This is a genomic window from Thermodesulfovibrio sp. (genome assembly GCF_049969575.1).
GTDB lineage: Bacteria > Nitrospirota > Thermodesulfovibrionia > Thermodesulfovibrionales > Thermodesulfovibrionaceae > Thermodesulfovibrio > Thermodesulfovibrio obliviosus.
In genome coordinates, this window is the sequence record NZ_JBMFOO010000002.1 from 89,811 (window position 1) to 114,557 (window position 24,747).

The following is a 24,747-nucleotide window of genomic DNA, read 5'->3' on the forward strand; positions in this document are numbered from 1 at the left end:
TTCCTTATTTTTTATGCTCGTAACTGAGTTCTGATCTCTTTTCTCTCAACAGCTCTGTCATGTTCTGTCAATTCAACTCTCTTCTTCTTTGCTTCAATTCCAAGCGTCTGCCAGAAATAGTTTGTAAAGTTACCATGGGCAAAAGAGAAAATAAAAGCAGTTACCACTGGAAATAAAGCATATAAGCCTCCTCTTGCACATAATGACTTTACTATTGGCTCATTCAGAAATAAACCTGCATAGAGAGTTACGGTAATTGCACCATAAAACAACAGCTTAAATAAAGATTTGTTTTTTCTTGGCATCTTAACCTCCTATTAAATTTTTATTTGGTTGAACAAAAACTACATAACCATTTGAAAGTCTTCCTAAGATTTTTTCATCTGCTGTAATTATAAGATCAGCTTTCTCTAAAAGATTTCTTATCTTTTGTTCTGAAAAACTATCATACTGCAAAATTTCATAGTTCACATCCCCATCCTTTAATTTTTTTATATGATTTGTTGAAACTTCTTTTTTCCATAAAACTCTTAATAGACCACTCACTCTTTTGCTTAAATTTAAAGCGTACTTTAATGAATACTCATCCTCTTGAGTTCCTGAAATAATTACCACAATATCAGGCTTTTTTCTTAAAATTTGCTGGGCTGTATAAAACTCTCCTGCCTCAGCAAAAGTGACGGCTGACATATAATTTTCAAATTTGCTTATCAAATCTTTTATTCTCATCTTCAATCCCTCCACTTTTTTAAATAAACAATTACTATGCCAGAAATTTAATTGAGTAAATTATTTGATTTTAGTTAAGAAATTTTTCAGAACAAAAAATTTTATGTTGCAAATTGCATCGCCATATTTGTAAAATGCAATAAAGAGAACAAAAATGAAAATTTTCAAAAAAACAGATCATAGCGAAGAAAACAAGAATACTATAGTTGAAGAACTGAGAAGGAAAATTTTTCAATCCGAAATGCCTTCTCAGGTAAGAGATATTGCACTTGCAGAGCTTGATTTACTTTCCAAGATGAATCCTACAGCAGCAGAATACACTATTAGTCTAACCTACATAGAATACCTTACAACACTTCCATGGAATAAAAAAACAGCTGATAATCTTGACCTGGAAAGAGCAGAAAGAATTTTGAATGAAAGACATTATGGTCTTTATGGAGTAAAAAATAGAATTCTTGAGCATCTTGCGGTAAAAATTTTATCTTCAAATCGGAATCCAAGAATATTAATAGTTGATGATGAAGAAATAGCGAGGAAAAACCTTGAACACATTTTAAAAAAAGAAAACTACGAAGTGGTTACTGCTAAAAATGGTGCAGAAGCTTTCAAACTTCTTGATGAACAAGAATTTGAAATAGTGCTTACTGATATCAAAATGGAGGGATTAGATGGCTTTGCTATACTTGATAAAGTAAAAGCAAAATATCCAAATACAAAAGTTATAATGATAACAGCCTATGCTGCTGTGGACAATGCAGTTGAAGCAATAAAAAGAGGAGCCTTTCATTATATTGCCAAACCTTTTAAAATAGAAGAAGTAAAGCTATCAATAAAACAGGCATCAGAAGACAGAGTTTCAACAATTTCCACAAAAGGTTCAATTCTATGCTTTGCAGGTCCTCCTGGAACAGGAAAAACATCTCTTGGAAAATCAATCGCTGATGCTCTTGGAAGAAAATTTGCAAGAATCTCACTCGGTGGAATAAAAGATGAGGCAGAAATAAGAGGGCACAGAAGAACCTATGCAGGTGCAAAACCAGGCAGAATTATAGAAGAAATTAGAAGAACAGGTGTTGCTAATCCTGTTTTAATGCTTGATGAGATTGACAAAATCTGTCAGGATTTCAAAGGAGACCCTGCTTCAGCGCTTCTTGAAGCTCTTGACCCCGAGCAAAACTATGCATTTATTGACCATTACCTTGATGTTCCCTTTGACCTTTCAGGAGTTATGTTTATAGTAACAGCAAATATACCTGATAATATTCAACCAGCTCTGCTTGACAGAATGGAGGTCATAGAGTTTTCAGGATACACAGAAGAAGAAAAGAAAAACATAGCATTGAAACATTTAATTCCCAAACAGATAACTGAGCAGGGTCTTACTGAGTTTCCTCCTGCGTTTACTGAGGAGGCTATTTTAAAAATTATTCAGGAATATACAAGAGAAGCTGGAATAAGAAATCTTGAAAGAATGATCGCAACAATATGCAGAAAACTGGCAACCGAAATTGTAAAAGGAAGTAAGCCAAAAACTCCAGTAAAAATAACTCCAGAAATGGTGGAAAAATATCTTGGTCCAAGAAGATATTACTTTGAAGTGGCTGATGCAAAAAACAGAGTTGGCGTTGTTACCGGACTTGTATGGACAGAAACAGGCGGTGACATAATATTTGTGGAAGCAGCCAAAATGAAAGGCAAAAGAGAACTAATTCTTACTGGTTCTCTTGGAAACATAATGAGAGAATCTGCCCAGGCAGCGCTGAGCTATATAAAAAGCAATGCTTCTGTGTTTGGTATTTCAGAGGAGATATTTGAGAATCAGGACATACACATTCATGTTCCTCAGGGAGCAATTCCCAAAGATGGCCCTTCAGCAGGAGCAACAATAGCAATGGCTTTAATTTCCCTATTTACAAATAGGCCTGCAAGAAGAGATATTGCAATTACAGGAGAGCTTACCTTGAGTGGAAGAATACTTCCTGTTGGAGGTATTAAAGAAAAAATTTTAGCAGCAAAAAGAGCAGGAGTCAAAACAGTCATAGTTCCTCACAGAAACAAAGTAGATATTGATAATCTACCAGAAGACTTTAAAAGAGGATTGAAAATTATATTTATGGAAAAGATTGAAGATGTAGTTAATATAGTGTTGATTTAAGAAGGGGCATATAGCCCCTTTTACTAAGCTCTCATACTGGGTCTTATATGCTGCTGAGGCCTTACCCTGTCTTTTTTTCTATGGATATCTTGCTGTCTCAGAATTTCTCTGGCTGTATCAAACTCTCCTGCCTCAGCAAAACTAATAGCTACAAATAAATTTTCAAAAAGTTGTACAATTTTTTTAAACATTTTTTAAACCCCCTCTTTAAATTTTCTAATAAATAAATTAGCATTTTTTATGCCAGAAAGAATCTTCTTAAATTACCTAAGTTTTTACTATTAATAATTCTCATCAATTGTTTCAGAAATAAACTAATTGTTGCATTTTGCAATCTATATATTTTAAATTAAACTATGTTTCCTAAAAGCATTGCACAAAAAATAATGCTTTTTTACATTAGTGGAATCCTTGTTACTATCGGTTTATCAGTGGTTGTTCTATATGATATATGGCTAATCAAACAAAAAATAGAGGTGGAAGAGAGTATCTTTAATTTATTTGAAACAATTCAGGAAATAAGAAGAACAGAGAAGAATTTTTTTCTTTATAGAAATGAAACAGACTATCGTGACAACTTAGAGTACATTAAGACTGTTAAAAATTTTATCACTGATCAAAAATTTGAAGGATTAAAAATAGAAAAATCAATTAAAGAATTATCAAATACTCTGCAAATTTATGAATTACTAATGTTACAGTTAAAAGAAAAAATAAATTCTCCCTCGGTTCATAATCTTGAACAGTCAATAAGGGAAAAAGGTAAAATGCTTACCCATATTGCAGAAGATATTAAAACAACAGAACGTAGATTAATAAAAGACAGTCTGAATAACATCTTGAAATACAGTATTTTTTTGATAATCATATTTTTTGTCATCCCATTTATTTCTTTTGGTTTAGGTCTTACAAGATTAATTTCAAAACCATTGAAAGAGCTTGAAGATAAAATGAAAAAGATCGCAGAGGGTAAAATATATTCTATTGAAGTTAAATCTAATGATAAAGAAATTCTTTCACTTGTAGATACTTTTAATAAAGTTTTAAAAGAACTTGAATCAAAACAAAAACAGCTTATACAGGCTGAAAAACTGTCTTCTCTTGGAACACTGCTTTCTGGAATTGCCCATGAACTTAACAATCCTTTATCTAACATTTCAACATCATGTCAGATACTTATTGAAGAATTTGAAGAAGCAGATACTGAATATAAAAAAGAACTTCTTCATGCAATAGAATCTCAGACTGAGAGAGCTAAAAACATTATAAAAACAGTCCTTGATTTTTCAAGAAGAAAAGAACTGCAGAAGGAAAACATTTCTGCACAGAATTTAATTGAAGAAACGATTGTTTTAATTAAAGGTGAAATCCCAACAAAAATTAACTTAATTATTGATGTAGAAGAAAATCTTACAATATATGCGGATAAACAACGAATTCAGCAGGTTCTTTTGAATCTTATTAAAAACGCTATCCAGGCATCTGCACTACAAGGAGAAGTAAAAATCAGGGCTTACTCATACAGCCAGGAAGCTCTTGATAAATATCTGTTTCTTAAAAAAGAAGGAAAATGTGTAGGAGAAATTTCTCTTAATAAAGAGTTCGTTATCTTAGAGGTAAAAGACAATGGACCTGGCATTCCTCAAGAGAACATCTCAAAAATCTTTGAACCATTCTTCACTACTAAAGAAAACAAAGGTTCAGGATTAGGACTTTTTATAACTCAAGAATTAATCAAAGACCACGATGGCTGTATATGTGTGGACAGTACTCCTGGACAGGGAACAACATTTATAGTAATGCTTCCGAGACGATAAAATGACAAAAATTCTGGTAGTAGATGATGAAAAAATAACTTTAAAAAACCTGGAACATGTACTGAAAAAAGAAGGTTATGAAGTGACAGCTACTCAGAGTGGTGTAGAAGCTTTAAAACTCATTGAAAAACAACCATTTGATATAATTTTAACTGATATAAAAATGGAAAAAGTTGATGGATTTGAAATATTAAGAAAGTGTAAAACTCTCTATCCAGATACGGAAGTAATAATGATAACAGGTTATGCTACAGTAGAAAACGCTGTTGAAGCAATGAAGGAAGGAGCATTTTACTATATTTCAAAACCTTTTAAATTGGAAATTATTCGCAAAATTGTCAAAGAAGCCTCTGAAAAAGTGAATCTTAAAAAAGAGGTTAAACAACTCAGAGAGCAACTTGATTTTCGTGAAAAAGTCAACATAATTACTCAAAACATTAAAATGCTCAAACTTTTAGAGATTGCTCGACAGATATCTCCAACAGATTGCAATGTTTTAATTACTGGTGAGTCTGGCACAGGAAAAGAACTGTTTGCAAGATATATTCACCTGAATTCTTTAAGAAAATCAGGCCCTTTTCTCGCTATAAACTGTGGAGCTTTTACTGAAGAACTCCTCAGTAATGAGCTTTTCGGACACGAAAAAGGAGCCTTTACAGGAGCTACAACCCTGAAAAAAGGATTAATTGAAATGGCCTCTTCAGGCACTTTATTTCTCGATGAAATAACAGAGATGTCTCCAACAATGCAGGCTAAATTTCTAAGAGTAATTCAGGAAAAAGAATTCTTAAGATTAGGAGGCACTCAGCCAATCAGTGTGGATGTAAGATTTATAGCAGCAACAAACAGGGATATTCGTGATGAGGTCAAAAAAGGAAAATTCAGAGAAGACCTTTATTACAGATTAAATGTAGTTAATCTGGAAATTCCACCATTAAGAGAAAGAAAAGATGATATTCCTTTACTGGTTGCATATTTTCTAAAAAAATATTCTTCAATTATGAAAAAAGAAGTTTTTAAAATTTCAGAAGAAGCATTAAATTTACTTATAAATTATGATTATCCCGGTAATATAAGAGAACTTGAAAATATCATTGAAAGAGCAGTTGTAATTTGCAATTCATCTCAAGTGGAAGTTGAACATCTTCCAGATGATCTTAAGGAATTAAAAATTCAGGTTTTTGTTAAAAAAGAAGGTAAATTCATGACTCTGGAAGAATTAGAAAAAGAATACATAAAATGGGTTTTAAAAGAAGTTGGCAATAAAACAGTAGCTGCTCAGATACTTGGCATTGACAGAGTATCTTTGTGGAGAAAGATGAAAAATTATGATTTAGAAGATTAATTAGGTTTGATATAATAAGATAAACATGTTTGTTCTAATAAAAAATTTTATTGCAAAACTCACATCAGATAGATACTTTTATCTTAAATGTAGACTGATCTTGTTAAACACTTTCTTCTCTGTAATACCACTCATTATTGTTATTACAATCACCTACTTCTTAATTCATAAAATAGTTCATGAGGAATTCAAAAATAATCTCAAATGGCAGATGGAAGAAACAAGACATTCTCTTGAGTTTTTTATCTCTGAACGAATTTCAGCTTTAAAATTTCTTGCTGTTTCTTATCCTGAGGAATATTTTCTGGATGAAAGAAATTTTTCTCAACTATTTTATAATTTAAAAAATGAATTTGAAGGTATTGTAGATATGGGAGTAATAGATGAAGAAGGAATTCAGATATTATATGCAGGTCCTTATAAACTTAAAGGAAAAGATTACTCTCAGACAGAATGGTTTAAAACAATGCTTTTAAAAACTGATTATGTAACAGATGTATTTCTTGGTTATAGAAAATTTCCCCATTTTTCTATTATTGTAAAAAAAGAATCAAGCCACCATAATAAATTCTGGCTTATTAGAGTATCAATAAATATAGATATTTTGCAGAAATTTGTTTCAAATCTTGAAATTTGACCCTCAGGATGATGCTTTTCTTATAAACAAAGAACGCGTTCTTCAGACCAATTCAAAACTGTTTGGTCAGGCTCTTGATCCTTTGCAATTAAATAATATTAAATTACAAACAGACAAAAAAGCTGTTACAATTTATGGTACTGAGTTCAATAAAAAGCAAGCTTATGTAGCCTATGTTCCTATTAAAAACACTCGATGGATGCTTGTAACAATAATATGTTCAAAGCCTTATGAAAAAATTCCGTCTTTCTTCACAAAAGAAGTAGCATTGATAAGTATCCTGAGCATTGTTATCACTTTTATTGTAATAACAAAATCAATAAGCACATTAATTAACAGGATACAGAAAGCAGACCATGAAAGAGAAATTGCTATTGCAAATGCTGAACACGCTGATAAACTTGCTTCAATTGGAAGACTCGCTGCTGGTGTAGCTCATGAAATTAACAATCCTCTTGCAATTATTAATGAAAAAGCAGGACTCATGAAAGACCTTATTGAATACAATGATTTATCTCAAAACAAAGATAAATTTCTTCAACTTGTAAGTTCAATTCAAGATAGTGTTGCAAGATGCAGAACAATAACTCATAGACTTTTAAGCTTTTCAAAAAGAATTGATACAGTAAGAGAAGATTTTGATATAAACGAAGCAATTAAAGAAGTGATAGGATTTATAGAAAAAGAAATTCAGATAAAAGGGATAAATATGATTTATGATTTACAAGAAAATTTACCCAAAATTACCTCAAATAAAGGGCAGCTTCAACAGGTTTTATTAAACATTATTAACAATGCAGTTGATGCTGTAGAGCAGGGTGGTAGGATCGAGATTAAAACCCAACAGATTGATACGAATCATATAGCTATATCAATTAAAGATAATGGGCATGGAATACCTAAGGATAAATTGAAACATATCTTTGAACCATTTTATACTACTAAGAAAAAAGGGACAGGTCTGGGATTGTACATTTCTTATGGGATCATTAAAAAACTCGGAGGTGATATTCATGTTGAAAGCGAAGTTGGAAAAGGAACAATCTTTACAATAAAAATTCCCATCAATCCAGAACTGGAGGAAATTAAATGAAAAAAGCAAAATTATTAATAATTGATGATGAAACTGAATTCGTATCTACTTTAACTGAAAGACTTATTCTAAGAGGATATGATGCTCATGGTGTTACAAATTTTGCTGAGGCAGTTAAATTTTTAACCGAATTTCCAGATGTTATTATATTGGATATTGGCCTACCAGATATAGATGGCTTGGAAGTTTTAAAAAAAATAAAAGAATTCAATCCTTCTATTCAAGTAATAATGCTTTCAGGATATGGAGATGACGAAAAAATAAAGAAAAGCCTTAGTTACGGAGCATTTGATTATTTAATAAAACCTGTTGATATTGAAGAATTAGTTTCGAAGATTGAAACCGCGAGATTAAAAAAGGAGGAAATAGAATGATAGAAAAACCTATTGCCTTTATTGGAAAAATTATCTCAGACTTCACACACGAAATTAACAATCATCTTGCCTTAATAAAAGAATCCGCAGGATTGATTAGTGATATATGCAAAGGTAAAAAATCAATTGATAAAAAGGAAATGCCCTATGTAATTGAAAGTTTACAGGCGATTGAAAATCAGATACATAAAAGTGTAAGTTTTATTAACTATTTAAACAGATTTGCACATAGAATGGACAATCTCCAAGCCTCATTTAATTTAAATTCTGTCATAGAAGAATTATGTGAACTTTTAAAAAGATATTCAAATAGTAAAAAAATTTCTATTCAATATACTGTTGCATCAGATCTTCCTGATATCAATAATTCACCTTTTATAGTGCAATTTGCAATATTTTATGCCATAGACAGTTTTCTAAAACGCTCTAAACCTGATACAGTTGTAAGTATTAAGGCAAGAGCTGAAGATAATTCATTAAAAATAATTGTAAAATATGAAGGTGATTTTGTAGAAAAACCTTCTCAACAAATATGGACAGTCGCAACTATTCAAGAAGTCGTTGCAATTACAGATATAAAAATTTCAGCCACTGACAAAGTAATTATTATAGAAATTCCAGCTTGAACTATTTATCGTCTTTATTCTCCATTATTTTTCTTGCTGTATCAAACTCTCCTTCTTCAGCAAAGGCAATAGCAGACATGGTAAGTTCAAGTTTTCTCTGATATGCACCCTTAATTTTATCTACCAAGGTCTCAATATCTACAGGCTTTCTTAAAAAATCATAAGCACCAAGTTTTTGAGCTTCTTCCTTATCTTTCTCTGTTCCATGAGCAGTAAGAATTATAACCTGTGTTGTAGGATATGCCTGCCTGATTTGTCTTAAAACTTCAATTCCATCCATACCAGGCATTCTAAGGTCAAGGACTATCACATCAGGTTCCTGCTCTTCGGCATATTTAATTGCTTCTTCTCCGCTATATGCTGTGTCTGGTTTTAGCTCTCTCATTTCAAGTCTTTTTGCAAGAGTTTTTACAAACTCTACTTCATCATCTACCAATAAAACTCTCATTTGTCTTCCCATTTTAACCTCCCAAAATTTTAACTCTTTTTAAAATATTAAAAAAATTTTTGAAAAATGTAAAGCAATTATAAATTATTAAAGTATAAAAAATTATAATATCCTTTTTTGAGCTCATTTATGTAATAATTTATATATTTAAAAATTAGGAGGTTAGGATGAAAATAAGAACTCTTGGTGTGGTTTTCCTTTTGCTATTTTCTCTTCTTTTTATTAACTGTGCTTATGCAGAATCAGCAACTCCTGCAGACAGTTCTATCCCCTGGTGGGTATGGCCTCTAATTTTATTTGTTGCAACCTTTATTCTTGGAGTGTTAGCTGTTTTAGGCGGTGTTGGTGGTGGCGTCTTATTTGTCCCGATTGTAGGAGGATTTTTCCCATTCAATATGGACTTTGTCAGAAGTGCTGGCTTGTTTGTAGCTCTTTCAGGAGCTCTTGCTGCAGGACCCGGGCTGCTAAAAAGAGGATTTGCTGACTTAAGATTAGCCATGCCTCTTGCATTAATAGCTTCTGCTTCATCTATTATTGGTGCAATGATAGGACTTGCTCTTCCATCAAACATTGTCAATACTGCCTTAGGAATCACAATATTAATGATTGTTGTAATTATGCTTCTTGCAAAAAAATCGGAATACCCTGAAGTAAAAAAAGCAGATGCACTTTCTCAAGCATTAAGAATAAGTGGAATTTATCACGAAATATCAACAGGAAAAGAAATTGAATGGAAGGTTCACAGAACTCCTCAGGCTCTTTTTCTTTTTGTAGCAATTGGAATAATGGCTGGTATGTTTGGTCTTGGTGCTGGGTGGGCAAATGTTCCTGTGCTGAATCTTTTAATGGGAGCGCCACTTAAAGTATCTGTTGCAACAAGTAAATTTCTTCTTTCAATAACAGATACTTCAGCTGCATGGATTTATCTTAACAATGGCGCAGTTTTACCAATGATTGTTGTGCCAAGTATCATTGGGATAATGCTTGGATCTGTTGTTGGAGTAAGAATTCTCGCTGTTGCAAAGCCTAAAATCGTCAGATACATTGTTATTGGTATGTTACTTTTTGCTGGATTAAGAGCTCTTCTTAAAGGGCTTGGAATATGGAAATAAGTAAAAAAAGGAGGTAAAGTCATGACTGTTGACAAAAATGTAAAAGAAGAACAGATTGTCTATGCAAAATGGCTTGATTGGGGAATGAAAATTGGTTTGATTTTACTTATTCTTACATTCATTATTTATATGACTGGAATACTATCTCCGCAAATTCCAATTTCTGAATTACCAAAATACTGGAAAATGAAAGCTCATGAGTATTTGCTCTCTGCAGGATTGCATCCTGGATGGGCATGGTTAAAGCTTATAATAAAAAGTGATTTTTTAAATTTTGTTCCAATTGCAATTTTAGGTGGTATAACAATTTTATGTTATATAAGAATTTTACCAATTTTTCTGAAAAAGAAAGATATTGTCTATTTTATATTTTCAATAATTGAATGCTTTATATTAATTCTTGCTGCAAGCGGAATTCTACATATAGGAGGGCATTAAAAACAGCAGAATTTATTGATTTATTATTGCCACTGTTGGCTCAAAACATTTATTTATAACTGCTGAACTTACACCGCCAAAAACAAGGTCTCGCAGGGCTGAGCGTCCCTTTCTTCCCATGATTATCAGACTATATCCACCCTCTTCAATCTCCTTTAAAATCTCAACAGCAGGCAATCCTACTCTGATTTTTGTTATGACTAACTTTTCATCAGATATATTCTCATCAATAAATCTCTTTTTTGCCTTATTGAGTATCTCCTCTGCTTCTGCTTCAGGGTCTATTCCCTGTTTTACTCTTTCAAAATAAAAAGAAATATTTATCACCCTTAAAATTGTGATGTTTTCTATCCCTTTTATTGTTTTTGCGAGACCCACTGAGTGTTCCAATGCTTTCATCGAATACTCAGAACCATCAACAGGAACTAAAATTCGGCAGAGAGGGCTTTGTTCTGAAATTTTCTCTCCCACAATATAAATATTTTGATTTAACAAACCGTGAATAACTTTATTTGAAACACTTCCAAGTAAAAAACCCCTAACTTCTGACATACCTCTACGGGCAAGCATTACTGTTTGAAAGCCTTCGTTAGTGACAATTTCAATTATCTTATTCCCTGGATCACCTTCTTCAATTCTCTTGATTATTCTGGCTTTTACTCCTGCAGTTTTCAGAATACTCTCATACTCATTCAAAAAAGGCACAATATTGTTTTCAATATGTTTAGCTTTAATCTTTTTAAAAATCTCTGACTCCTTTATTAGCTCTGCTCTAAAATCAATGTTTTTCATGCGTTCACTCAAGTATCCACCAGTCATTACATAAAGAATTGTAATATCTGCACTTTCAATGTTTGAAAGGACTGCGGCAGCAAATTTTATAGCTCTATTTGAATTATCACTTCTGTCAACAGGCAGTAAAACCCTTTCAAATGGACAGCTTATCATATTTTAGACCTCCTTATAAAAAATTCCCCGGAGCATCAAACCCCTTAGAATAACAGGTAAATTCTCATCTTATTAAACAGCCTTTTAGTAAAAAAGCAATAGCCACAAATTACTAATACCTACGCTTATTATCATATATAAAAAAGCATATTTAAAAAAACCAAAAAAGCTTATCCTATATCCAGCAGCTTCTGCAATTCCCATTGTTACAACATTGGCACTGGCACCAATCATTGTTCCATTTCCGCCAAAACATGCACCAAGTGCAACTGCCCACCAAAGAACATTGTTTTCTGCGCCCGGGATAATCTTGCTTAGATAGGCAACAATAGGAAGCATAGTTGCAGTAAATGGAATGTTGTCAACAAAAGCACTCATTATTGCAGAAACCCACAAAATCAAGCATATGGCAACAGTAAGATTTCCTGCTGAAAGCTGATGAATCCAATCTGCAACTGTAGCAAGAAGCCCTACTTCCTCAACTGCACCAACAATTATAAAAAGAAAGATAAAAAATAAAAGCGTGCTCCACTCAATATCTTTTTCAATAAGTTCAAGCATTTTCACTTTTTTTGTAACAACAGCATATGTGAAAAGAAGTCCTGCACCAAAAAGTGCTGGAATGCTTACTTGCATATGGCATATCCCATGGGTTGCAAAAAAAGCCATAACAATTGCCATTATAAAAGCTCCATAAGTAAGAAGATTTTTGTCAGTGATCTTGTATTCTTCTCTAAGATGGCTAATAAAACCATTGACATCTTCAACTCTACCCTTTTTGTATTCCTTTGAGTAGAAAAATTTGTTGTATAAAACAAGAGCAAGCAAAGCTGCAATACACACAGGAGTGAGAGCATAGACAAACTGCATAAAAGTAAGCCCTGCATATGAGCCAATCATTATGTTTGGTGGGTCACCGATAAGGGTTGCTGTTCCACCAACATTTGATGCCATAATACCGGGAATAAGTAAAGATAAAGGATTAATTTTTAAAGCAATTGCTATCTCTATTAAAACAGGTGTGTAAAGAAGCATTGCTGTCACATTGTCAAGAAATGCAGAAGTCGCTGCAATAAAAAAGCATGAAATTACTGAAAGAATCATTATATTTCCTTTTGCAATTTTATAGGACATGTAAGCACACCACTGAAAAACTCCTGTGTGTTTCAAAACTCCAATAATTATCATCATTCCCATAAGAAGAAATACAACATTCATATCAATTGCCTGAATTGCCCTTTCAAAGGAGATTATATGAAACTCTGGATTCAAGGTGCCAAGTGTATAGGTAATTATAAGCATTGTTGCCGCACCAATCATGGCAGCCACTGTTCTATGAAGAAGTTCAAAAGAAATCAAAGCATAGACAATTAAAAATATTGCAGTTGCAATCCAAAAAGCAGGTCCAATATGACGCTGAATAATTATATCCTTGCTTATATAAAACTCGTTTCCTTTAACTGCAAAATCATCTTTTTTGAAGTCAATGATTGTTTTATTAAATGAGCTTTTTACAATTTCAATCTGAATTTTTGCTGTATCAATTGCATCTTTTGGAAGTTGAAATTTTATCTGGAATGTTGCATGTGAAGATGTAATAGTTTTATCAATTTCTTTATGGTCTGTAATTATCTTATGTGGCTGCCCATTTACGAGAAGACGGATTTCAGCTTCCTTTACAGGCTCTTTATGGGAATCAAGAATTGTCCCTGAAATATAAAATATATCCACATCTTTTTGAGTTTCTACAGCCAATGCAGAATTATTTAAAATAAAAACCATCACTATTAAAATAAATAGCTTCTTCATTAAGTAGCCTGCTCCTTGCTATTTAACAATTTCTTCTGAAATTGCATCAAATACCTCAACCATTCTTACAATGCCAATAAGCTTTCGGTTGTCTTCAATGACTGGTAATAAAGGCAAATCATAATAAATTAACAAATAAGCAGCTTTTGTAACAGGATCACTGGGATCAACAAAATGTTTCGCTGGAACCATTATTTCACTTACAGGTTTCTGAGCAAGCTTTTTTGATTCCTCTTTAAAAAGGCTGTCCCAGACAATTGTAAGTTCTGTTTGTTCCTTCTGTGGAACTTCTATTTTTGAATGTGACTTAACACATACAGGTTCAAGCTCCTTTAAAATATCCTTAAGTGTAACAATTCCCAAAAGATTATACTTTTCATCAAATACTAATACAGCAAGGGGATCCATATGCTTTTGAGGCTGAATGAAAGAAGCCTTAACAACTTTAATGGTCTGTTCAATACTGAACCAGTAAGGTATATGAGGATATTCAAATATTTCAAGCATTACATCTTTTACTAATTTTGTATGGGACATACCATACCCCCTTGAGTTTTATAATACTTTTAGCTGGAAAGCTATAAATAACTTGTTACCATCTCTCACAGTTGCTCTAATTACATTAAACATTTTAAATGAGTCATCTTCAACTGGAATCTGCATTCCTGCTGTCCATTACCCGCTTTCAATTTTTTCTTTAAAAGCTTAAATAATTGAAGGTAAAGCTTTTCATGTCTACTTCTATTAATTAATTCAACCATTTTTTAATGTAGCATAATTTTAAATTAATTTTGAAATCATTTATAATTAAGATAAATGAATTTTTTTGGTTTTTTTAAACATAAAAAGAAAAAAATTGAAGAAAGGGAAAAGTTGAAACAACTTTTAAAGGAAAAATACTTATACTTTCAAAATATTCTCAATGAAAATAATCATGCTTTAAGTATAATGGCAGATCTTGAAGAAAAACTCTCTGGTGAATATATTTTTGATATACATTACATTCAAAGTAATGTGGAAGCTGTATCAAAAGCAGTCTTAGAAATAATAAAAAATTTAAATACTCTTTCTGATGGGAAGTATTCTGAATTAGAGAAAATTTATGCCCAAATTAAAGAAAAAATAGAAAAAATCTTAACTTCAAAAATAGAAATTCCTAAAACTGATTTCACTTTACCCATTGAATCACTTGATCAAAACTCTGTATTAATTGCAGGTGGCAAAATCGCTCATCTTGCAGAACTTAAAAATATTCTCCAGATACCTACTCCAGGGGGATTTTCTATTACATCATACGCATTTATGCAATTTCTTGAGAAAGCTCAGTTAAAAAAGCAAATCTCTGAAATCCTAAACAATATTGAAATTAATAAAATTGATGAACTTAATGCAGCAAGTAAAAAAATTCAAGAATTAATTTTAAATTCAGAAATTCCTCGAGAAATTGAAGATTCAATAAAATTAGCCTATGAAAATTTATGTAAAAAACTTAACAAAAAATGTATGGTCTCTATTAGAAGTAGCGCAATTCATGAGGACTCTGACTTTAGCTTTGCAGGACAGTACTCTTCCTTTTTAAATGTGCCTGAAGAATTAATACTTCAGAGTTACAAAAAAGTTGTTGCAAGTCTTTTTAATCCAAGAGCAATTTTTTATTACAAAACAAAAGGATTTTTCGAAACAGAAATGGTTATGGCAGTAGGAGTTCTCTCTATGGTAAATGCCAAAGCTGCAGGCGTTATTTATTCAAAAAATCCAAATAATCCTGAAAGCGACCATATAATAATAAATGCAGTTAAAGGACTTGGCAAATTAGTTGTTGATGGAACAGTAATACCAGAAACCTATATAGTAAGCAGAAGTGGTGAAATTATAGAAAAAATTCCAGGAAAGCAAAACAAAATGCTTATTTGTAAAGAACACGGAGACATAGAGGAAATTCCTTTGCCTGGCAGTATTTCACAAATTTCCTTAAGTGATGAACAAATTCTGGAACTGTCAAAATTTGCAATAAAAATTGAAGAATATTATAAATGCCCTCAAGATATTGAATGGGCAATTGATGAACAAGACAATATCTTTATTCTTCAAGCAAGACCACTTAAAATAAGTCCTTTAAAGTTAGTTGAACAAAAACTCTTTAAAGAAAAAAAAGTATTACCAACTCCAGTAGAAGGCTATAGAGTTCTTCTTAATAAAGGTATTACTGCCTGTAAAGGAGTAGGATATGGGAAAGCTTTTATTCTGACAAATGAAGAGCAACTTAATGATTTTCCTGAAGGACATATCCTTGTGGCAAGACATACAAATCCAAAATATGTGATTGTTATGAAAAAAGCATCAGCAATTGTTACTGATGTCGGAAGTCCAACAGGTCATATGGCATCTCTTTCAAGAGAATATAACGTGCCAACATTAATTAATACTGAGATTGCAACAAAAATAATAAAACATGGGCAGGAAATCACAGTAGATGCTACAAACTGTTTAATTTATGAAGGAAAAGTTGAAAAACTCATTGAATTTTTTAAAGAACAAAAACAACCATTTAAAGAAACATTGATTTATAAAACTCTTGAAAAAGTCCTAAAATTTATTGTACCTCTTTATCTTGTTGATCCTACAAGTGAAGATTTCAAACCTGAAAATTGTAAGACTTTCCATGACATTACAAGATTCTGCCATGAAATGGTTATGCATGAAATGTTTACAATGTGGAATCAATATGAAGAAAGTGAGGTTCATGCTGTCCCACTTATAGCTGATATTCCTATCGGAGTTTTAGTGCTTGACATTGAAGGAGGATTAAAAGAAGGAATAAAAAAGGCTACTCCAAATGATATATATTCAATCCCCTTAAAAGCCATCCTAAAAGGAATGCGCTCAATGCAATGGCCAGGACCTCCTCCTGTAGATGCAAAAGGATTTCTTGAGATGGTTGCTCATACAGTTTCCATCCCTGAAGATGAATTAAAAGAGACAGGTAAAAAAAGTTTTTGCATTGTTACAAAAAATTATATGAACTTCAGCATTCGTCTTGGCTATCACTTTTCAATGATTGAGGCTTACGCAGGAGAAAATATAAACGATAATTATATTAAATTTTTCTTTAAAGGTGGAGGTTCAGGTATTGACAGAAGACTAAGAAGAGTAAAGTTGATAACTGAAATTCTTAAAAAAATGGGTTTTAGAGTTTCTACAAAAGAAGATTTTATAGACGCCATATTAACAAAATACGATATACCAACAATTGAAAGAAAACTTGAAATACTTGGAAAATTAACAGCTTACACAAAACAGCTTGATATGGTACTATTCAATGACATAGTTACTCAGATGTATATAGATGAATTTATAAAAAAACACATGCAGGATGAATAAGTTAAATTGCAAATATTACAAACAATGATAAAAAACTAACGGTGGTAAGAAAAATCATCTCAATCGCAGTTCTTAAATCCACACCAAAGGCTGTCGCAAAAATCATACTGAGAATCATTGAAGGCATTGCTGCATCTATAATACAAACATTAAATGGTACACCTGAAAGTCCTGTAAGACTGCCAAAAGAAAACGCAAGAAAGGGTGATATTATTATCTTAATTATTATAGCAGGCAAAAGTAGAGCAAACTTTTGAGGTGAAACTGCTTTAATTGAAATACCAACTATTACGAGCATTAAATAAGTAACATAGCTTGAAATCGCTTTTAAAGTAATGATTAATAAATCCTGTAACGGGATGTTTAACTCTCTCAAGCTGAGCCCGAGTAGCAATCCCCAGATAGGCGGAATCTTAAGAATTGTTAAGAAGGAATCTTTCAGTTTAAAACTCTTTGCCTTTCCATACTTCATGCAAACTGCAACAGCAACTGTCCATGTAAGAGGAGTGCTTGCTAAAAAATCGTAGGTAAAGGCATAACTCATGCCTTCTGCTCCATAAAGCTTTGTTAAAATTGGAAGCCCTATGTAAAGAACATTTCCAAATGCAGAACACATAATGAGCGAACCCATTACTTCAGGCTTAATAGCTCTTTTTGAAGCAATCCTCCGGTAAATCAGCCACGATAAAGCAACGCAACTCAATATTGTAAGATTTGCAACCAGGGAAATCTTTAAATGACTCAAACTGAATGGCATTGTATATGCGGTTTTAAAACACACAAGAGGGATAATGTAATAAAAAACAAAGTAGTTGATTTTATCACGGATTGAATCAATTTTTTCAGGACAAATACCTAAGGCTGTAAAAAGAAATCTCAGGGCTAAACCTGTCAGTATAAACAGAAAAATATCAAAAAGCATATTTTTTAGCAGAACTGAAGTTAAATTGTTTCAGAAAGCTTAAGAGAGTTTTCTATGCAGTCATTAACGCTCACTCCTCTGTAAGCATTACCTGTAAGATAAAGCCCTGGAAATTTTTGAAGTCTCTGCTCAATCTTCATAAGTTTTTCTTCATGACCCAGTTCATACTGAGGAATAGCTTTTTGCCATCGGAATATTTTTATAAAATAAGGCTCTCCTTTGATTTGTAAGATATCTCTTAATTCTGTCAAAGCTGTATCAATAAGTTTTTCATCATTTAGCATTGCAAGCTCTGGTGATCTTCTTCCTCCTATCATGCTTCTTAATAAAACATAACCATCAGGTGCCCTGTTAGGGAAAATGCTTGAATCAAAAAGTGTGCCAAGAATCTTTCTTTTTTCTCTGTAAGGAATTAAAAATCCATATAAGGATGTACCAAATCCTATTTGTTGCTTTTTAAAACCAAAGGCAACAACGCTTAAAGGTGGATAGGGAATTGTTTTTAAAATATCTGAAATTTCCCTGTCAAGCTCTTTCAATATCTCTGCTGATTCATAAGCAGGACATGCGAAAATAACCTTTTCTGCATCAATCTGTCCATCATTAAAATAAACAGTGTAAAAGCTGTTATTTTTGCTTATGTTTACAACCTTTTTAGCCTTTATAATTTTTGATGAAAGTTTAATTTCAAGAGCATTTATTAAATCTGACATCCCGCCTTTAAAGGACATTAAAACAGCTTCAGGCTGAGCCTTTACATCTTTCTTTTCTTTTTTTAAGGCAAGCAAGCCCTTTATAAGACCACCATATTTTTTTTCAAGATAGTAAACTTTAGGAAAACAGCTTTTCATGCTCATTCGTGAAGGATCTCCAGCATATATTCCAGTTGACATAGCATCAATGAGCTTTTCGTAAAACTCTCTTCCAACTCTACGGGATACAAAGCTTTCAACTGTTTCATCAATTTCTTCTTTTAATGGAGGAATAAAATACTCTCCTATCATTCTTAATTTCCCTGAAAAAGAAAGAAGCGGAGAAAGGAAAAACTTAACAGGATTCTGAAAAACTTTTACAAGTCTGCCATTTATCAGGATGTATCTGACCTGTGAATCCTCACTTCCCTTTAATGGTTCAATACCCAGCTGCTTTGCAAGACAAATTGTTGAAGGCTTATTGTTTAAAAATCCATTAACTCCACCTTCACATAAAAAACCTGATACATTTTCAGTAACTATTTTTCCACCTGCTCTTTTTTCTGCTTCAATTATTTTTATATCAAGTTGAGGGTTTCTTTTCAGTAAAAAGTATGCAAGGCTTAATCCTGAAATGCCTCCACCAACTATAACTACTTCTGCTTTACCCATTTAATTATTGCCTCCACCATGTCTTTTATTGTTGATTTTTCAGGTATTATGCTGACTCTGTAGCCAGCATCTTCAATTGCCTTTGCTGTTGTTTTTCCAATTGCTACAATCGTTACATCTTTAAGCATCTCCTTTACATCGTCCTTGAGGATATCAATCAAGTTCAAAAAACTTGAAGGAGATGTAAATGTGGCAATTGTTATTCTGCCTTCTCTAAGGAATTTCACAAGCCTTTTCCCATGTTCAAATGGTTTTACTGTTTTGTATGTAATTGGTGCATCCACTTTTATCCCAAGTGATTGCATTGTCTCAACAAAGCCTTTAAGGGCAATATTAGAGCGAGGATAGAGGATTCGGCAGGCTGAAGGTTGAAGATTTAAAATTTTTTCCTTAAACATTTTTGTTAGAGCCTCTGAATTATATTCATCAGGAACCAGGTCAGCATTTATCCCGTAAGTTCTTAAGCTCTTTGAAGTTTCTTTCCCAATTGCACAGACTGTAATTCCCTTTAAATCTCTCATATCTCTGCCAAGAGTTAAGAATCTTTCAAAGAAAAATTTAACTGCCCGTGGTGAAGGAAACACTATGAAGGTGTAATGCTCTATCTCTTTTATAGCTCTGTCAAGTTCTTTAAAATCCTCAGGTGGTAAAAAATCAATTGTAGGAAAAACAAACAATTCTGCTCCAAGGTCTTCAAGTTTCAGATATTCATCGGACAGTTGCCTTGTAATGAGAATTCTATGACCATGAAGGGGCTTTTTTTCATACCAGGCGAGTTTCTCTCTGAGCCTTACAACATCGCCAATAACAAGAATTGCAGGTGGTGAAATTTTGTGCTCCTTTGCAAGTGATGCAATCTCTGAGATTGTTCCAGTGATAACTTTTTGTTCAGCTCTTGTTCCCCAGCGGATGATTGCTGAAGGTGTCTCTGTAGACAATCCCTCATCAATTAATTTGTTTGTAATCGTATCAAGATTTCTCACGCACATAAGAAAAATCATTGTTTCAGCCTGATTTGATGCCCTTATATGAGTAAAAATCCTTTCTTGTTTTGAAAGGTCTTCATTACCTGTAATAACTGTAAATGCTGAAGCAACTCTGCGATGGGTAACAGGAATTCCTGCATATGCTGGAACTGCAATAACAGAGCTTATCCCTGGAATTATCTCAAAATCAATTCCTTCATCTGCAAGAACTTCAATCTCTTCACCTCCTCTACCAAATACAAAAGGATCTCCTCCTTTAAGTCTGCATACAATCTTACCTTCCTTTGCCTTTTCAACAAGAACTCTATTTATCTCATCCTGAGTCATCTCATGATGTCCACCTCTTTTACCAGCATATATCAGTTCAGCATCTTTTTTTGCATAGGTTAAAAGTCTTGGATTTATATGAAAATCATAAACAATACAGTCTGCCTGCTGAATTACCCTTATACCTTTCAGGGTAATCAAGCCAGCATCTCCAGGGCCTGCACCAACAAGATAAACTTTACCTTTATTCATCTTTTTCTCTCCGTATAAGTTTCATGAAACTCCTATTTTCTCAAGTATCCTGCTTCCGCCCCTTTCAAGTAGTTCTTTTGCGAGTTCTACTCCAAGATTTTGAGCCTGAGACATGTTTCCTTCACGAAAGCCTCTTATTATAGGCATTTTACCTTCAGGATCACCTATCATTGCAGTTATTTTCAGGCTTAAGGCTGAAGACTGAAGTTTCTCTATTCTTGCATGACAGGCAAGAGGAACCTGACATCCTCCTCCCACAACAGATAAAAATGCTCTCTCTGCAAGAACACAGATTGCTGTCTCTTCATGATTAAGGGGTTTTATAATTTCATTTACAAAATCATCATCAATTCTTGTTTCAATACCGATTGCTCCCTGACCTACGGCAGGAATCATTAAATCCTCTGAAAGAGGCTCTGTAACCATGTGCTCAAAACCCATTCTTTTTAATCCAGCCATTGCAAGGACAACTGCATGAAATTTGCCTTCTTTAAGCTTTCTTAATCTTGTATCCACATTGCCTCTCAGGGAAGCTATATTTAAATCACCTCTTAATGCTTTAAGCTGAACACTTCTTCTGAGACTGCTTGTTCCAACAACAGCTCCTTTCTCAAGCTCTTTTAAAGATTTCCCATTAATGCTTATAAAGGCATCTTTGGGGTCTTCTCTTTCACATATGGCAGAAATATGTAATCCTTCTGGAATCTCTACTGGAACATCCTTCATGCTGTGAACTGCGATGTCAACTCTACCTGAAAGCAATGCCTCTTCTATCTCCTTTACAAACAAGCCTTTGCCACCAATTTTTGCCAGAGATGCATCAAGAATTTTATCTCCTGTTGTTTTAATCTTTTCTATCTCAATCCTTAATTCTGGATAAAGATTTTCAAGCTTTTCCTTAACCCAGTTTGCCTGCCAGAGTGCAAGTTTACTGCCCCGTGTTCCAATGACTAACTTATTCCTCGTCACTGTCAAGTCCAAATAACCTCCTTGCTGCAAAAATAAGAATTTCATTGCTATCACAGTTATTTTTCAATGCCACTGTTGGAGAATGCATTATCTTGTTTATTATACTTTGAGTGAGATAATCCACAGAAGATAAAACCTCTGGCGGAAGCTCTTTAAAACGGGATTTGAATTTTTTAAGCTCTTCCTGCCTTATCTGTTCAGCCTTATTTCTGATTGAAACAATAACTGGCACGCTTTGAAGTGAATTAAGCCACTGAAAGAACTTTTCTGTTTCTTCATCTACAATATTTAAAGCTTTCTCTGCCTCTCTTTTTCTTTCAACAATGTTAGAGTCCACCACATCCTGAAGGTCGTCTATGTTGTAAAGATAAACATTGTCCAGATTATTGCAGGCAGGGTCAATATTTCTTGGCACTGATATGTCAATTAAAAACAAAGGTTTATACTTCCTTAAAGGCATAACTTCTTTAATCATCTGCTCTGTTATGACATAATTGGGAGCACCAGTGGAACATATGATAATGTCACACCTCGCAATCTGCTCTTTAAGGTTTTCAAATGCAACTGCACTGCCACTGAACTCTCTTGCAAGCTCTTCTGCACGGGCATATGTTCTGTTTGTAACATAAACATTTTTTATTCCGCTTCCTATGAGATGACGCATTGCAAGCTCTGCCATCTCACCAGCTCCCACAAGAAGAATGGATTTCTTTGAAAGCTCATCAAAAACTTTCTTAATAAGTCCTACTGCTGCATAGCTTACAGAAACAGGATTTTCTCCAATTCTCGTTTCATTTCTCACCCTTTTAGCAGTAAAAAGTGCCCTATTCATTAAATGATTGAGTATTAAAGAAGTAGCCCTCTCTGAAAGTGCTATCTCATAAGAGTCTTTCACCTGTCCTGTAATCTGGGGTTCTCCAACAATCATTGAGTCGAGGCTTGATGCAACCTTGAAAAGATGACTTACTGCATCTCTGTCAGTGTAAATGTAAAGATACTTTTCAAAATCTTTTACTGGAATATGGTGAAACACTGAAAGAAAATGCTTAATGTTTTCTATAATTTTTTCATTTCCCTCGTTAGAGTAAGCATAAACTTCAACCCTGTTACATGTTGAAAAGATTACAGCCTCATTAATACCCTCAGTCTGAATTAATCTCTTTAATCCTTCTCTGATACTTTCCTGTGTATTAAAGGCAAGCTTTTCTCTTATCTCAACAGGGGCTGTCTTATGATTCAATCCTAAAACTATCAGGTTCATAACCTTTTATGAAAACTTTCTGTTAAAAGATTTATACCAAAAAAGCCAAATATAACAAGAAGAAAACCTATTATTGTAAGATAGGCTGCTTTTTTCTTTCTCCAGTCTTCTTTTACCCTAAAATAAAAAATAGTAAGATAAACAATCCATATCAAGAAACTCCATATTTCCTTCGGATCAAAATGAAAACCAAGTAAATTGATATATTTAATCATACCTAAGACAATGGCAAAGGTATAAATGGGAAATCCCCAGAATATAAGACGATAGTTTATTTTGTCAAGAACCTCAAGACTTGGAAGAATTCTATCAAGCCCTCCAAATTTTTTGAATTTTATTGCTCTTTCCTGAATAAGATAAAGAACGCTGAAAACAAATGCCATGCTGAATAAAGCTATGCCAAAAACAGCCATCAAAGCATGAATATCAATTAAAAGACTTTTTAACTCAGGCTTAATAAAAGGAATGTTTCTCGGGAAAAAAGCACTTACAAACATGAAGGTAAAAATCAGAATCACTCCAAAATTTAAAACCCTTGCTTTGTATGAAAATCTAATGCAGAGAGATATTAAAAGAATGCTCCACGCAAAAAATGAGATCGCCTCATGCATTGAAAAAACAGGCGCTTGTCCTGATTTTATGTATCTTATAGCAAAATAAACCGTATGAAGAGTGAAACCTCCCATGCTCAGTAAAAAAACAGCTCTGTCAAGGTCGTCCTTTTTTCTAATAATTCCGGCAAGACTTAAAAGAAAGCCAGCGAAATAAAAAGTGAGAGCGAGTTCAAAAAATACTGTTCCCATCAGAAACAGCCAAGCTCACACTTACGGATTTTTATATTGAGTTCATTCGCTGCTCTTCCAACTTCAATATAGGGAACTCCTATTTCTTCAGCAATCTTTCTTGCTTCTGCACATGTAATCTTTCCGCTATTGCTTCTTTCTTTAAGAAGCTTTTCAATGAGTTTTCTTTGCTGAATTGTTTCAATCTCTTCCATAACTTCCTCCATAGAGTATTTTCCTTCAATAACTATATCAGCTATCTCTAAAATAGCTTTACCTGAAGGTTTTATGTGCTCATCATTTTGACCTTTAAGAAATATTATAACATCAGGCTGCATAATTCTTACCAGAGAATTCCCCTCAATAATGAAAACAACCCTTTTTTTATCATTCTGGTATATATGACCCAAAAACTCCTTTTTTAACCTTTCAGCAATCTCTGGTAAATCATTTTCTGTAGCCTTTACCAAGTAAACATAGTCTGCTCCAGCTTTTTTTATCCTTGATGTGTCTTTTCCTTCTGTTTCAATAATTGAAGGCTCTTTAATAATTGAGGAATAGAGAGATGTTTTTGTATATTTTACTGCAATAATATTGATTTGAGCAGGAAATTGTTTTTTTAATATTTTTATAAAACTTTCTATGAAAAGGGTCTTACCAGTTCCACTTTTACTTCCTCCCACTCCTATACTTAGAGAAAAAAACATTCTTAAGAACTCTTTAACATAACCTCAATCTCTTCTAATCTGGTTTCATGTTCTTTAAGTTTATTTGATATGACCGTTTTTTCCTCATAAAGATCCTTTAAAATTTTTATCATCGTGTCATTCTGTCTTGCTATGAAATCAAAGTCATAGAATCTTAATTTACTTTTTATCTCAACAATCTGTCTCTCCAATTCATACAAATAAAGCCTTACTCCTTCTCTTATTTTTTCAATAGCATCACTTAACCGCCTTTCAAACTCAAGAAAGTCTTCCTTCGTTGCAAAGGCTTTCAGATCTTCCTTCGTTGCAAAGGCTTTCAGAT

At 33.1% G+C, this 24,747-nt stretch carries 24 protein-coding genes and 1 pseudogene; 10 read left to right on the forward strand and 15 right to left on the reverse strand.

What is annotated here, in order from left to right:
* Window positions 1-11: 11 nt before the first annotated feature.
* Together ACP5O9_RS01160 and ACP5O9_RS01165 are read right to left on the reverse strand one after the other, a co-directional pair.
* The gene (locus ACP5O9_RS01160; RefSeq protein ID WP_428723281.1) at window positions 12-305 is read right to left on the reverse strand and encodes a hypothetical protein; all 294 of its coding nucleotides are present in this window, start codon (window positions 303-305) and stop codon (window positions 12-14) included.
* A 1-nt stretch (window position 306) separates the two neighbouring features.
* A complete protein-coding gene (locus ACP5O9_RS01165; RefSeq protein ID WP_353686822.1) occupies window positions 307-729 on the reverse strand; it encodes a hypothetical protein in 423 nt (140 codons plus the stop codon).
* A 154-nt stretch (window positions 730-883) separates the two neighbouring features.
* Here ACP5O9_RS01165 and lon point away from each other — a divergent pair, with 154 nt between their 5' ends.
* Window positions 884-2,887, forward strand: coding sequence for an endopeptidase La (lon, locus tag ACP5O9_RS01170; protein WP_353686821.1), 2,004 nt, complete (start codon window positions 884-886; stop codon window positions 2,885-2,887).
* Between the two features lie 23 nt (window positions 2,888-2,910).
* Here lon and ACP5O9_RS01175 read toward each other — a convergent pair whose 3' ends face one another.
* Window positions 2,911-3,078, reverse strand: a complete 168-nt coding sequence (locus ACP5O9_RS01175) for a hypothetical protein (RefSeq protein WP_353686820.1) — start codon at window positions 3,076-3,078, stop codon at window positions 2,911-2,913.
* Window positions 3,079-3,243: 165 nt separating this feature from the next.
* On the opposite strand from ACP5O9_RS01175, the gene ACP5O9_RS01180 reads away from it, so the two are divergent.
* Genes ACP5O9_RS01180 through ACP5O9_RS01205 form a run of 6 tightly spaced genes read left to right on the forward strand, consistent with a single transcriptional unit; the run spans window position 3,244 to window position 8,779 of the window.
* Window positions 3,244-4,704 carry an ATP-binding protein gene (locus ACP5O9_RS01180; protein WP_428723282.1) on the forward strand — a complete coding sequence of 487 codons (1,461 nt, stop codon included), beginning with the start codon at window positions 3,244-3,246 and terminating at the stop codon, window positions 4,702-4,704.
* Between the two features lies 1 nt (window position 4,705).
* Entirely contained in the window at window positions 4,706-6,049 is a 1,344-nt protein-coding gene (locus ACP5O9_RS01185) for a sigma-54-dependent transcriptional regulator (RefSeq protein ID WP_353686818.1), read from the forward strand.
* A gap of 25 nt (window positions 6,050-6,074) precedes the next feature.
* Complete coding sequence (locus tag ACP5O9_RS01190; RefSeq protein WP_424904657.1) at window positions 6,075-6,686, forward strand: cache domain-containing protein; 612 nt, start codon at window positions 6,075-6,077, stop codon at window positions 6,684-6,686.
* Complete coding sequence (locus ACP5O9_RS01195; RefSeq protein ID WP_428723283.1) at window positions 6,676-7,779, forward strand: sensor histidine kinase; 1,104 nt, start codon at window positions 6,676-6,678, stop codon at window positions 7,777-7,779. Before ACP5O9_RS01190 ends, ACP5O9_RS01195 begins: the two co-directional genes overlap by 11 nt.
* Window positions 7,776-8,153, forward strand: a complete 378-nt coding sequence (locus tag ACP5O9_RS01200) for a response regulator (protein ID WP_428723284.1) — start codon at window positions 7,776-7,778, stop codon at window positions 8,151-8,153. Before ACP5O9_RS01195 ends, ACP5O9_RS01200 begins: the two co-directional genes overlap by 4 nt.
* Window positions 8,150-8,779, forward strand: coding sequence for a hypothetical protein (locus tag ACP5O9_RS01205; protein ID WP_428723285.1), 630 nt, complete (start codon window positions 8,150-8,152; stop codon window positions 8,777-8,779). The genes ACP5O9_RS01200 and ACP5O9_RS01205 overlap by 4 nt, the downstream gene beginning before the upstream one ends.
* Before the next feature lies 1 nt (window position 8,780).
* Here the strand turns inward: ACP5O9_RS01205 and ACP5O9_RS01210 are convergent, their stop codons facing one another.
* Entirely contained in the window at window positions 8,781-9,239 is a 459-nt protein-coding gene (locus ACP5O9_RS01210) for a response regulator (protein ID WP_428723286.1), read from the reverse strand.
* Between the two features lie 155 nt (window positions 9,240-9,394).
* Between ACP5O9_RS01210 and ACP5O9_RS01215 the strand changes: the two genes are divergently transcribed.
* Window positions 9,395-10,339 (forward strand): sulfite exporter TauE/SafE family protein, encoded by a 945-nt coding sequence (locus tag ACP5O9_RS01215; RefSeq protein WP_428723287.1) that lies wholly within the window; start codon window positions 9,395-9,397, stop codon window positions 10,337-10,339.
* A gap of 21 nt (window positions 10,340-10,360) precedes the next feature.
* On the forward strand, window positions 10,361-10,777 hold the full coding sequence (locus ACP5O9_RS01220; RefSeq protein WP_428723288.1) for a hypothetical protein: 417 nt from the start codon (window positions 10,361-10,363) through the stop codon (window positions 10,775-10,777).
* Window positions 10,778-10,789: 12 nt separating this feature from the next.
* Here the strand turns inward: ACP5O9_RS01220 and ACP5O9_RS01225 are convergent, their stop codons facing one another.
* The 3 genes from ACP5O9_RS01225 to ACP5O9_RS01235 form a co-directional block, all read right to left on the reverse strand.
* Window positions 10,790-11,725 (reverse strand): universal stress protein, encoded by a 936-nt coding sequence (locus ACP5O9_RS01225; RefSeq protein ID WP_428723289.1) that lies wholly within the window; start codon window positions 11,723-11,725, stop codon window positions 10,790-10,792.
* Between the two features lie 84 nt (window positions 11,726-11,809).
* Window positions 11,810-13,534, reverse strand: a complete 1,725-nt coding sequence (locus tag ACP5O9_RS01230; protein WP_428723290.1) for an SLC13 family permease — start codon at window positions 13,532-13,534, stop codon at window positions 11,810-11,812.
* 18 nt (window positions 13,535-13,552) lie between these two features.
* Entirely contained in the window at window positions 13,553-14,071 is a 519-nt protein-coding gene (locus tag ACP5O9_RS01235; protein ID WP_428723291.1) for a CBS domain-containing protein, read from the reverse strand.
* A 279-nt stretch (window positions 14,072-14,350) separates the two neighbouring features.
* Between ACP5O9_RS01235 and ACP5O9_RS01240 the strand changes: the two genes are divergently transcribed.
* Window positions 14,351-16,915 carry a PEP/pyruvate-binding domain-containing protein gene (locus ACP5O9_RS01240; RefSeq protein ID WP_428723292.1) on the forward strand — a complete coding sequence of 855 codons (2,565 nt, stop codon included), beginning with the start codon at window positions 14,351-14,353 and terminating at the stop codon, window positions 16,913-16,915.
* A gap of 1 nt (window position 16,916) precedes the next feature.
* Here ACP5O9_RS01240 and ACP5O9_RS01245 read toward each other — a convergent pair whose 3' ends face one another.
* The 8 genes and pseudogenes from ACP5O9_RS01245 to ACP5O9_RS01280 form a co-directional block, all read right to left on the reverse strand.
* Window positions 16,917-17,837, reverse strand: a complete 921-nt coding sequence (locus ACP5O9_RS01245; protein WP_428723293.1) for an AEC family transporter — start codon at window positions 17,835-17,837, stop codon at window positions 16,917-16,919.
* A 20-nt stretch (window positions 17,838-17,857) separates the two neighbouring features.
* Window positions 17,858-19,201, reverse strand: coding sequence for a protoporphyrinogen oxidase (gene hemG / locus ACP5O9_RS01250; RefSeq protein WP_428723294.1), 1,344 nt, complete (start codon window positions 19,199-19,201; stop codon window positions 17,858-17,860).
* Window positions 19,183-20,706 (reverse strand): uroporphyrinogen-III C-methyltransferase, encoded by a 1,524-nt coding sequence (gene cobA / locus ACP5O9_RS01255; protein WP_353686805.1) that lies wholly within the window; start codon window positions 20,704-20,706, stop codon window positions 19,183-19,185. The genes hemG and cobA overlap by 19 nt, the downstream gene beginning before the upstream one ends.
* A 21-nt stretch (window positions 20,707-20,727) precedes the next feature.
* A complete protein-coding gene (gene hemC / locus ACP5O9_RS01260; protein ID WP_428723298.1) occupies window positions 20,728-21,675 on the reverse strand; it encodes a hydroxymethylbilane synthase in 948 nt (315 codons plus the stop codon).
* Window positions 21,662-22,936, reverse strand: coding sequence for a glutamyl-tRNA reductase (hemA, locus tag ACP5O9_RS01265; protein ID WP_424904648.1), 1,275 nt, complete (start codon window positions 22,934-22,936; stop codon window positions 21,662-21,664). Before hemA ends, hemC begins: the two co-directional genes overlap by 14 nt.
* On the reverse strand, window positions 22,933-23,739 hold the full coding sequence (locus ACP5O9_RS01270; RefSeq protein WP_353686803.1) for a cytochrome C assembly family protein: 807 nt from the start codon (window positions 23,737-23,739) through the stop codon (window positions 22,933-22,935). The genes hemA and ACP5O9_RS01270 overlap by 4 nt, the downstream gene beginning before the upstream one ends.
* Window positions 23,739-24,425, reverse strand: a complete 687-nt coding sequence (locus ACP5O9_RS01275) for a molybdopterin-guanine dinucleotide biosynthesis protein MobB (RefSeq protein WP_353686802.1) — start codon at window positions 24,423-24,425, stop codon at window positions 23,739-23,741. The genes ACP5O9_RS01270 and ACP5O9_RS01275 overlap by 1 nt, the downstream gene beginning before the upstream one ends.
* A 2-nt stretch (window positions 24,426-24,427) precedes the next feature.
* Window positions 24,428-24,747 (reverse strand): annotated as a pseudogene (locus tag ACP5O9_RS01280) (hypothetical protein); the annotation flags it as partial.

Excerpts from the sequence above, each read along its gene's own strand:
- ACP5O9_RS01160 (WP_428723281.1), bottom strand. The coding sequence starts at position 305 with ATGCCAAGAAAAAACAAATCTTTATTTAAGCTGTTGTTTTATGGTGCA.
- ACP5O9_RS01165 (WP_353686822.1), bottom strand. The coding sequence starts at position 729 with ATGAGAATAAAAGATTTGATAAGCAAATTTGAAAATTATATGTCAGCC.
- lon (WP_353686821.1), top strand. The coding sequence starts at position 884 with ATGAAAATTTTCAAAAAAACAGATCATAGCGAAGAAAACAAGAATACT.
- ACP5O9_RS01175 (WP_353686820.1), bottom strand. The coding sequence starts at position 3,078 with ATGTTTAAAAAAATTGTACAACTTTTTGAAAATTTATTTGTAGCTATT.
- ACP5O9_RS01180 (WP_428723282.1), top strand. The coding sequence starts at position 3,244 with ATGTTTCCTAAAAGCATTGCACAAAAAATAATGCTTTTTTACATTAGT.
- ACP5O9_RS01185 (WP_353686818.1), top strand. The coding sequence starts at position 4,706 with ATGACAAAAATTCTGGTAGTAGATGATGAAAAAATAACTTTAAAAAAC.
- ACP5O9_RS01190 (WP_424904657.1), top strand. The coding sequence starts at position 6,075 with ATGTTTGTTCTAATAAAAAATTTTATTGCAAAACTCACATCAGATAGA.
- ACP5O9_RS01200 (WP_428723284.1), top strand. The coding sequence starts at position 7,776 with ATGAAAAAAGCAAAATTATTAATAATTGATGATGAAACTGAATTCGTA.
- ACP5O9_RS01205 (WP_428723285.1), top strand. The coding sequence starts at position 8,150 with ATGATAGAAAAACCTATTGCCTTTATTGGAAAAATTATCTCAGACTTC.
- ACP5O9_RS01210 (WP_428723286.1), bottom strand. The coding sequence starts at position 9,239 with ATGGGAAGACAAATGAGAGTTTTATTGGTAGATGATGAAGTAGAGTTT.
- ACP5O9_RS01215 (WP_428723287.1), top strand. The coding sequence starts at position 9,395 with ATGAAAATAAGAACTCTTGGTGTGGTTTTCCTTTTGCTATTTTCTCTT.
- ACP5O9_RS01220 (WP_428723288.1), top strand. The coding sequence starts at position 10,361 with ATGACTGTTGACAAAAATGTAAAAGAAGAACAGATTGTCTATGCAAAA.
- ACP5O9_RS01225 (WP_428723289.1), bottom strand. The coding sequence starts at position 11,725 with ATGATAAGCTGTCCATTTGAAAGGGTTTTACTGCCTGTTGACAGAAGT.
- ACP5O9_RS01230 (WP_428723290.1), bottom strand. The coding sequence starts at position 13,534 with ATGAAGAAGCTATTTATTTTAATAGTGATGGTTTTTATTTTAAATAAT.
- ACP5O9_RS01235 (WP_428723291.1), bottom strand. The coding sequence starts at position 14,071 with ATGTCCCATACAAAATTAGTAAAAGATGTAATGCTTGAAATATTTGAA.
- ACP5O9_RS01240 (WP_428723292.1), top strand. The coding sequence starts at position 14,351 with ATGAATTTTTTTGGTTTTTTTAAACATAAAAAGAAAAAAATTGAAGAA.
- ACP5O9_RS01245 (WP_428723293.1), bottom strand. The coding sequence starts at position 17,837 with ATGCTTTTTGATATTTTTCTGTTTATACTGACAGGTTTAGCCCTGAGA.
- hemG (WP_428723294.1), bottom strand. The coding sequence starts at position 19,201 with ATGGGTAAAGCAGAAGTAGTTATAGTTGGTGGAGGCATTTCAGGATTA.
- cobA (WP_353686805.1), bottom strand. The coding sequence starts at position 20,706 with ATGAATAAAGGTAAAGTTTATCTTGTTGGTGCAGGCCCTGGAGATGCT.
- hemA (WP_424904648.1), bottom strand. The coding sequence starts at position 22,936 with ATGAACCTGATAGTTTTAGGATTGAATCATAAGACAGCCCCTGTTGAG.
- ACP5O9_RS01270 (WP_353686803.1), bottom strand. The coding sequence starts at position 23,739 with ATGGGAACAGTATTTTTTGAACTCGCTCTCACTTTTTATTTCGCTGGC.
- ACP5O9_RS01275 (WP_353686802.1), bottom strand. The coding sequence starts at position 24,425 with ATGTTTTTTTCTCTAAGTATAGGAGTGGGAGGAAGTAAAAGTGGAACT.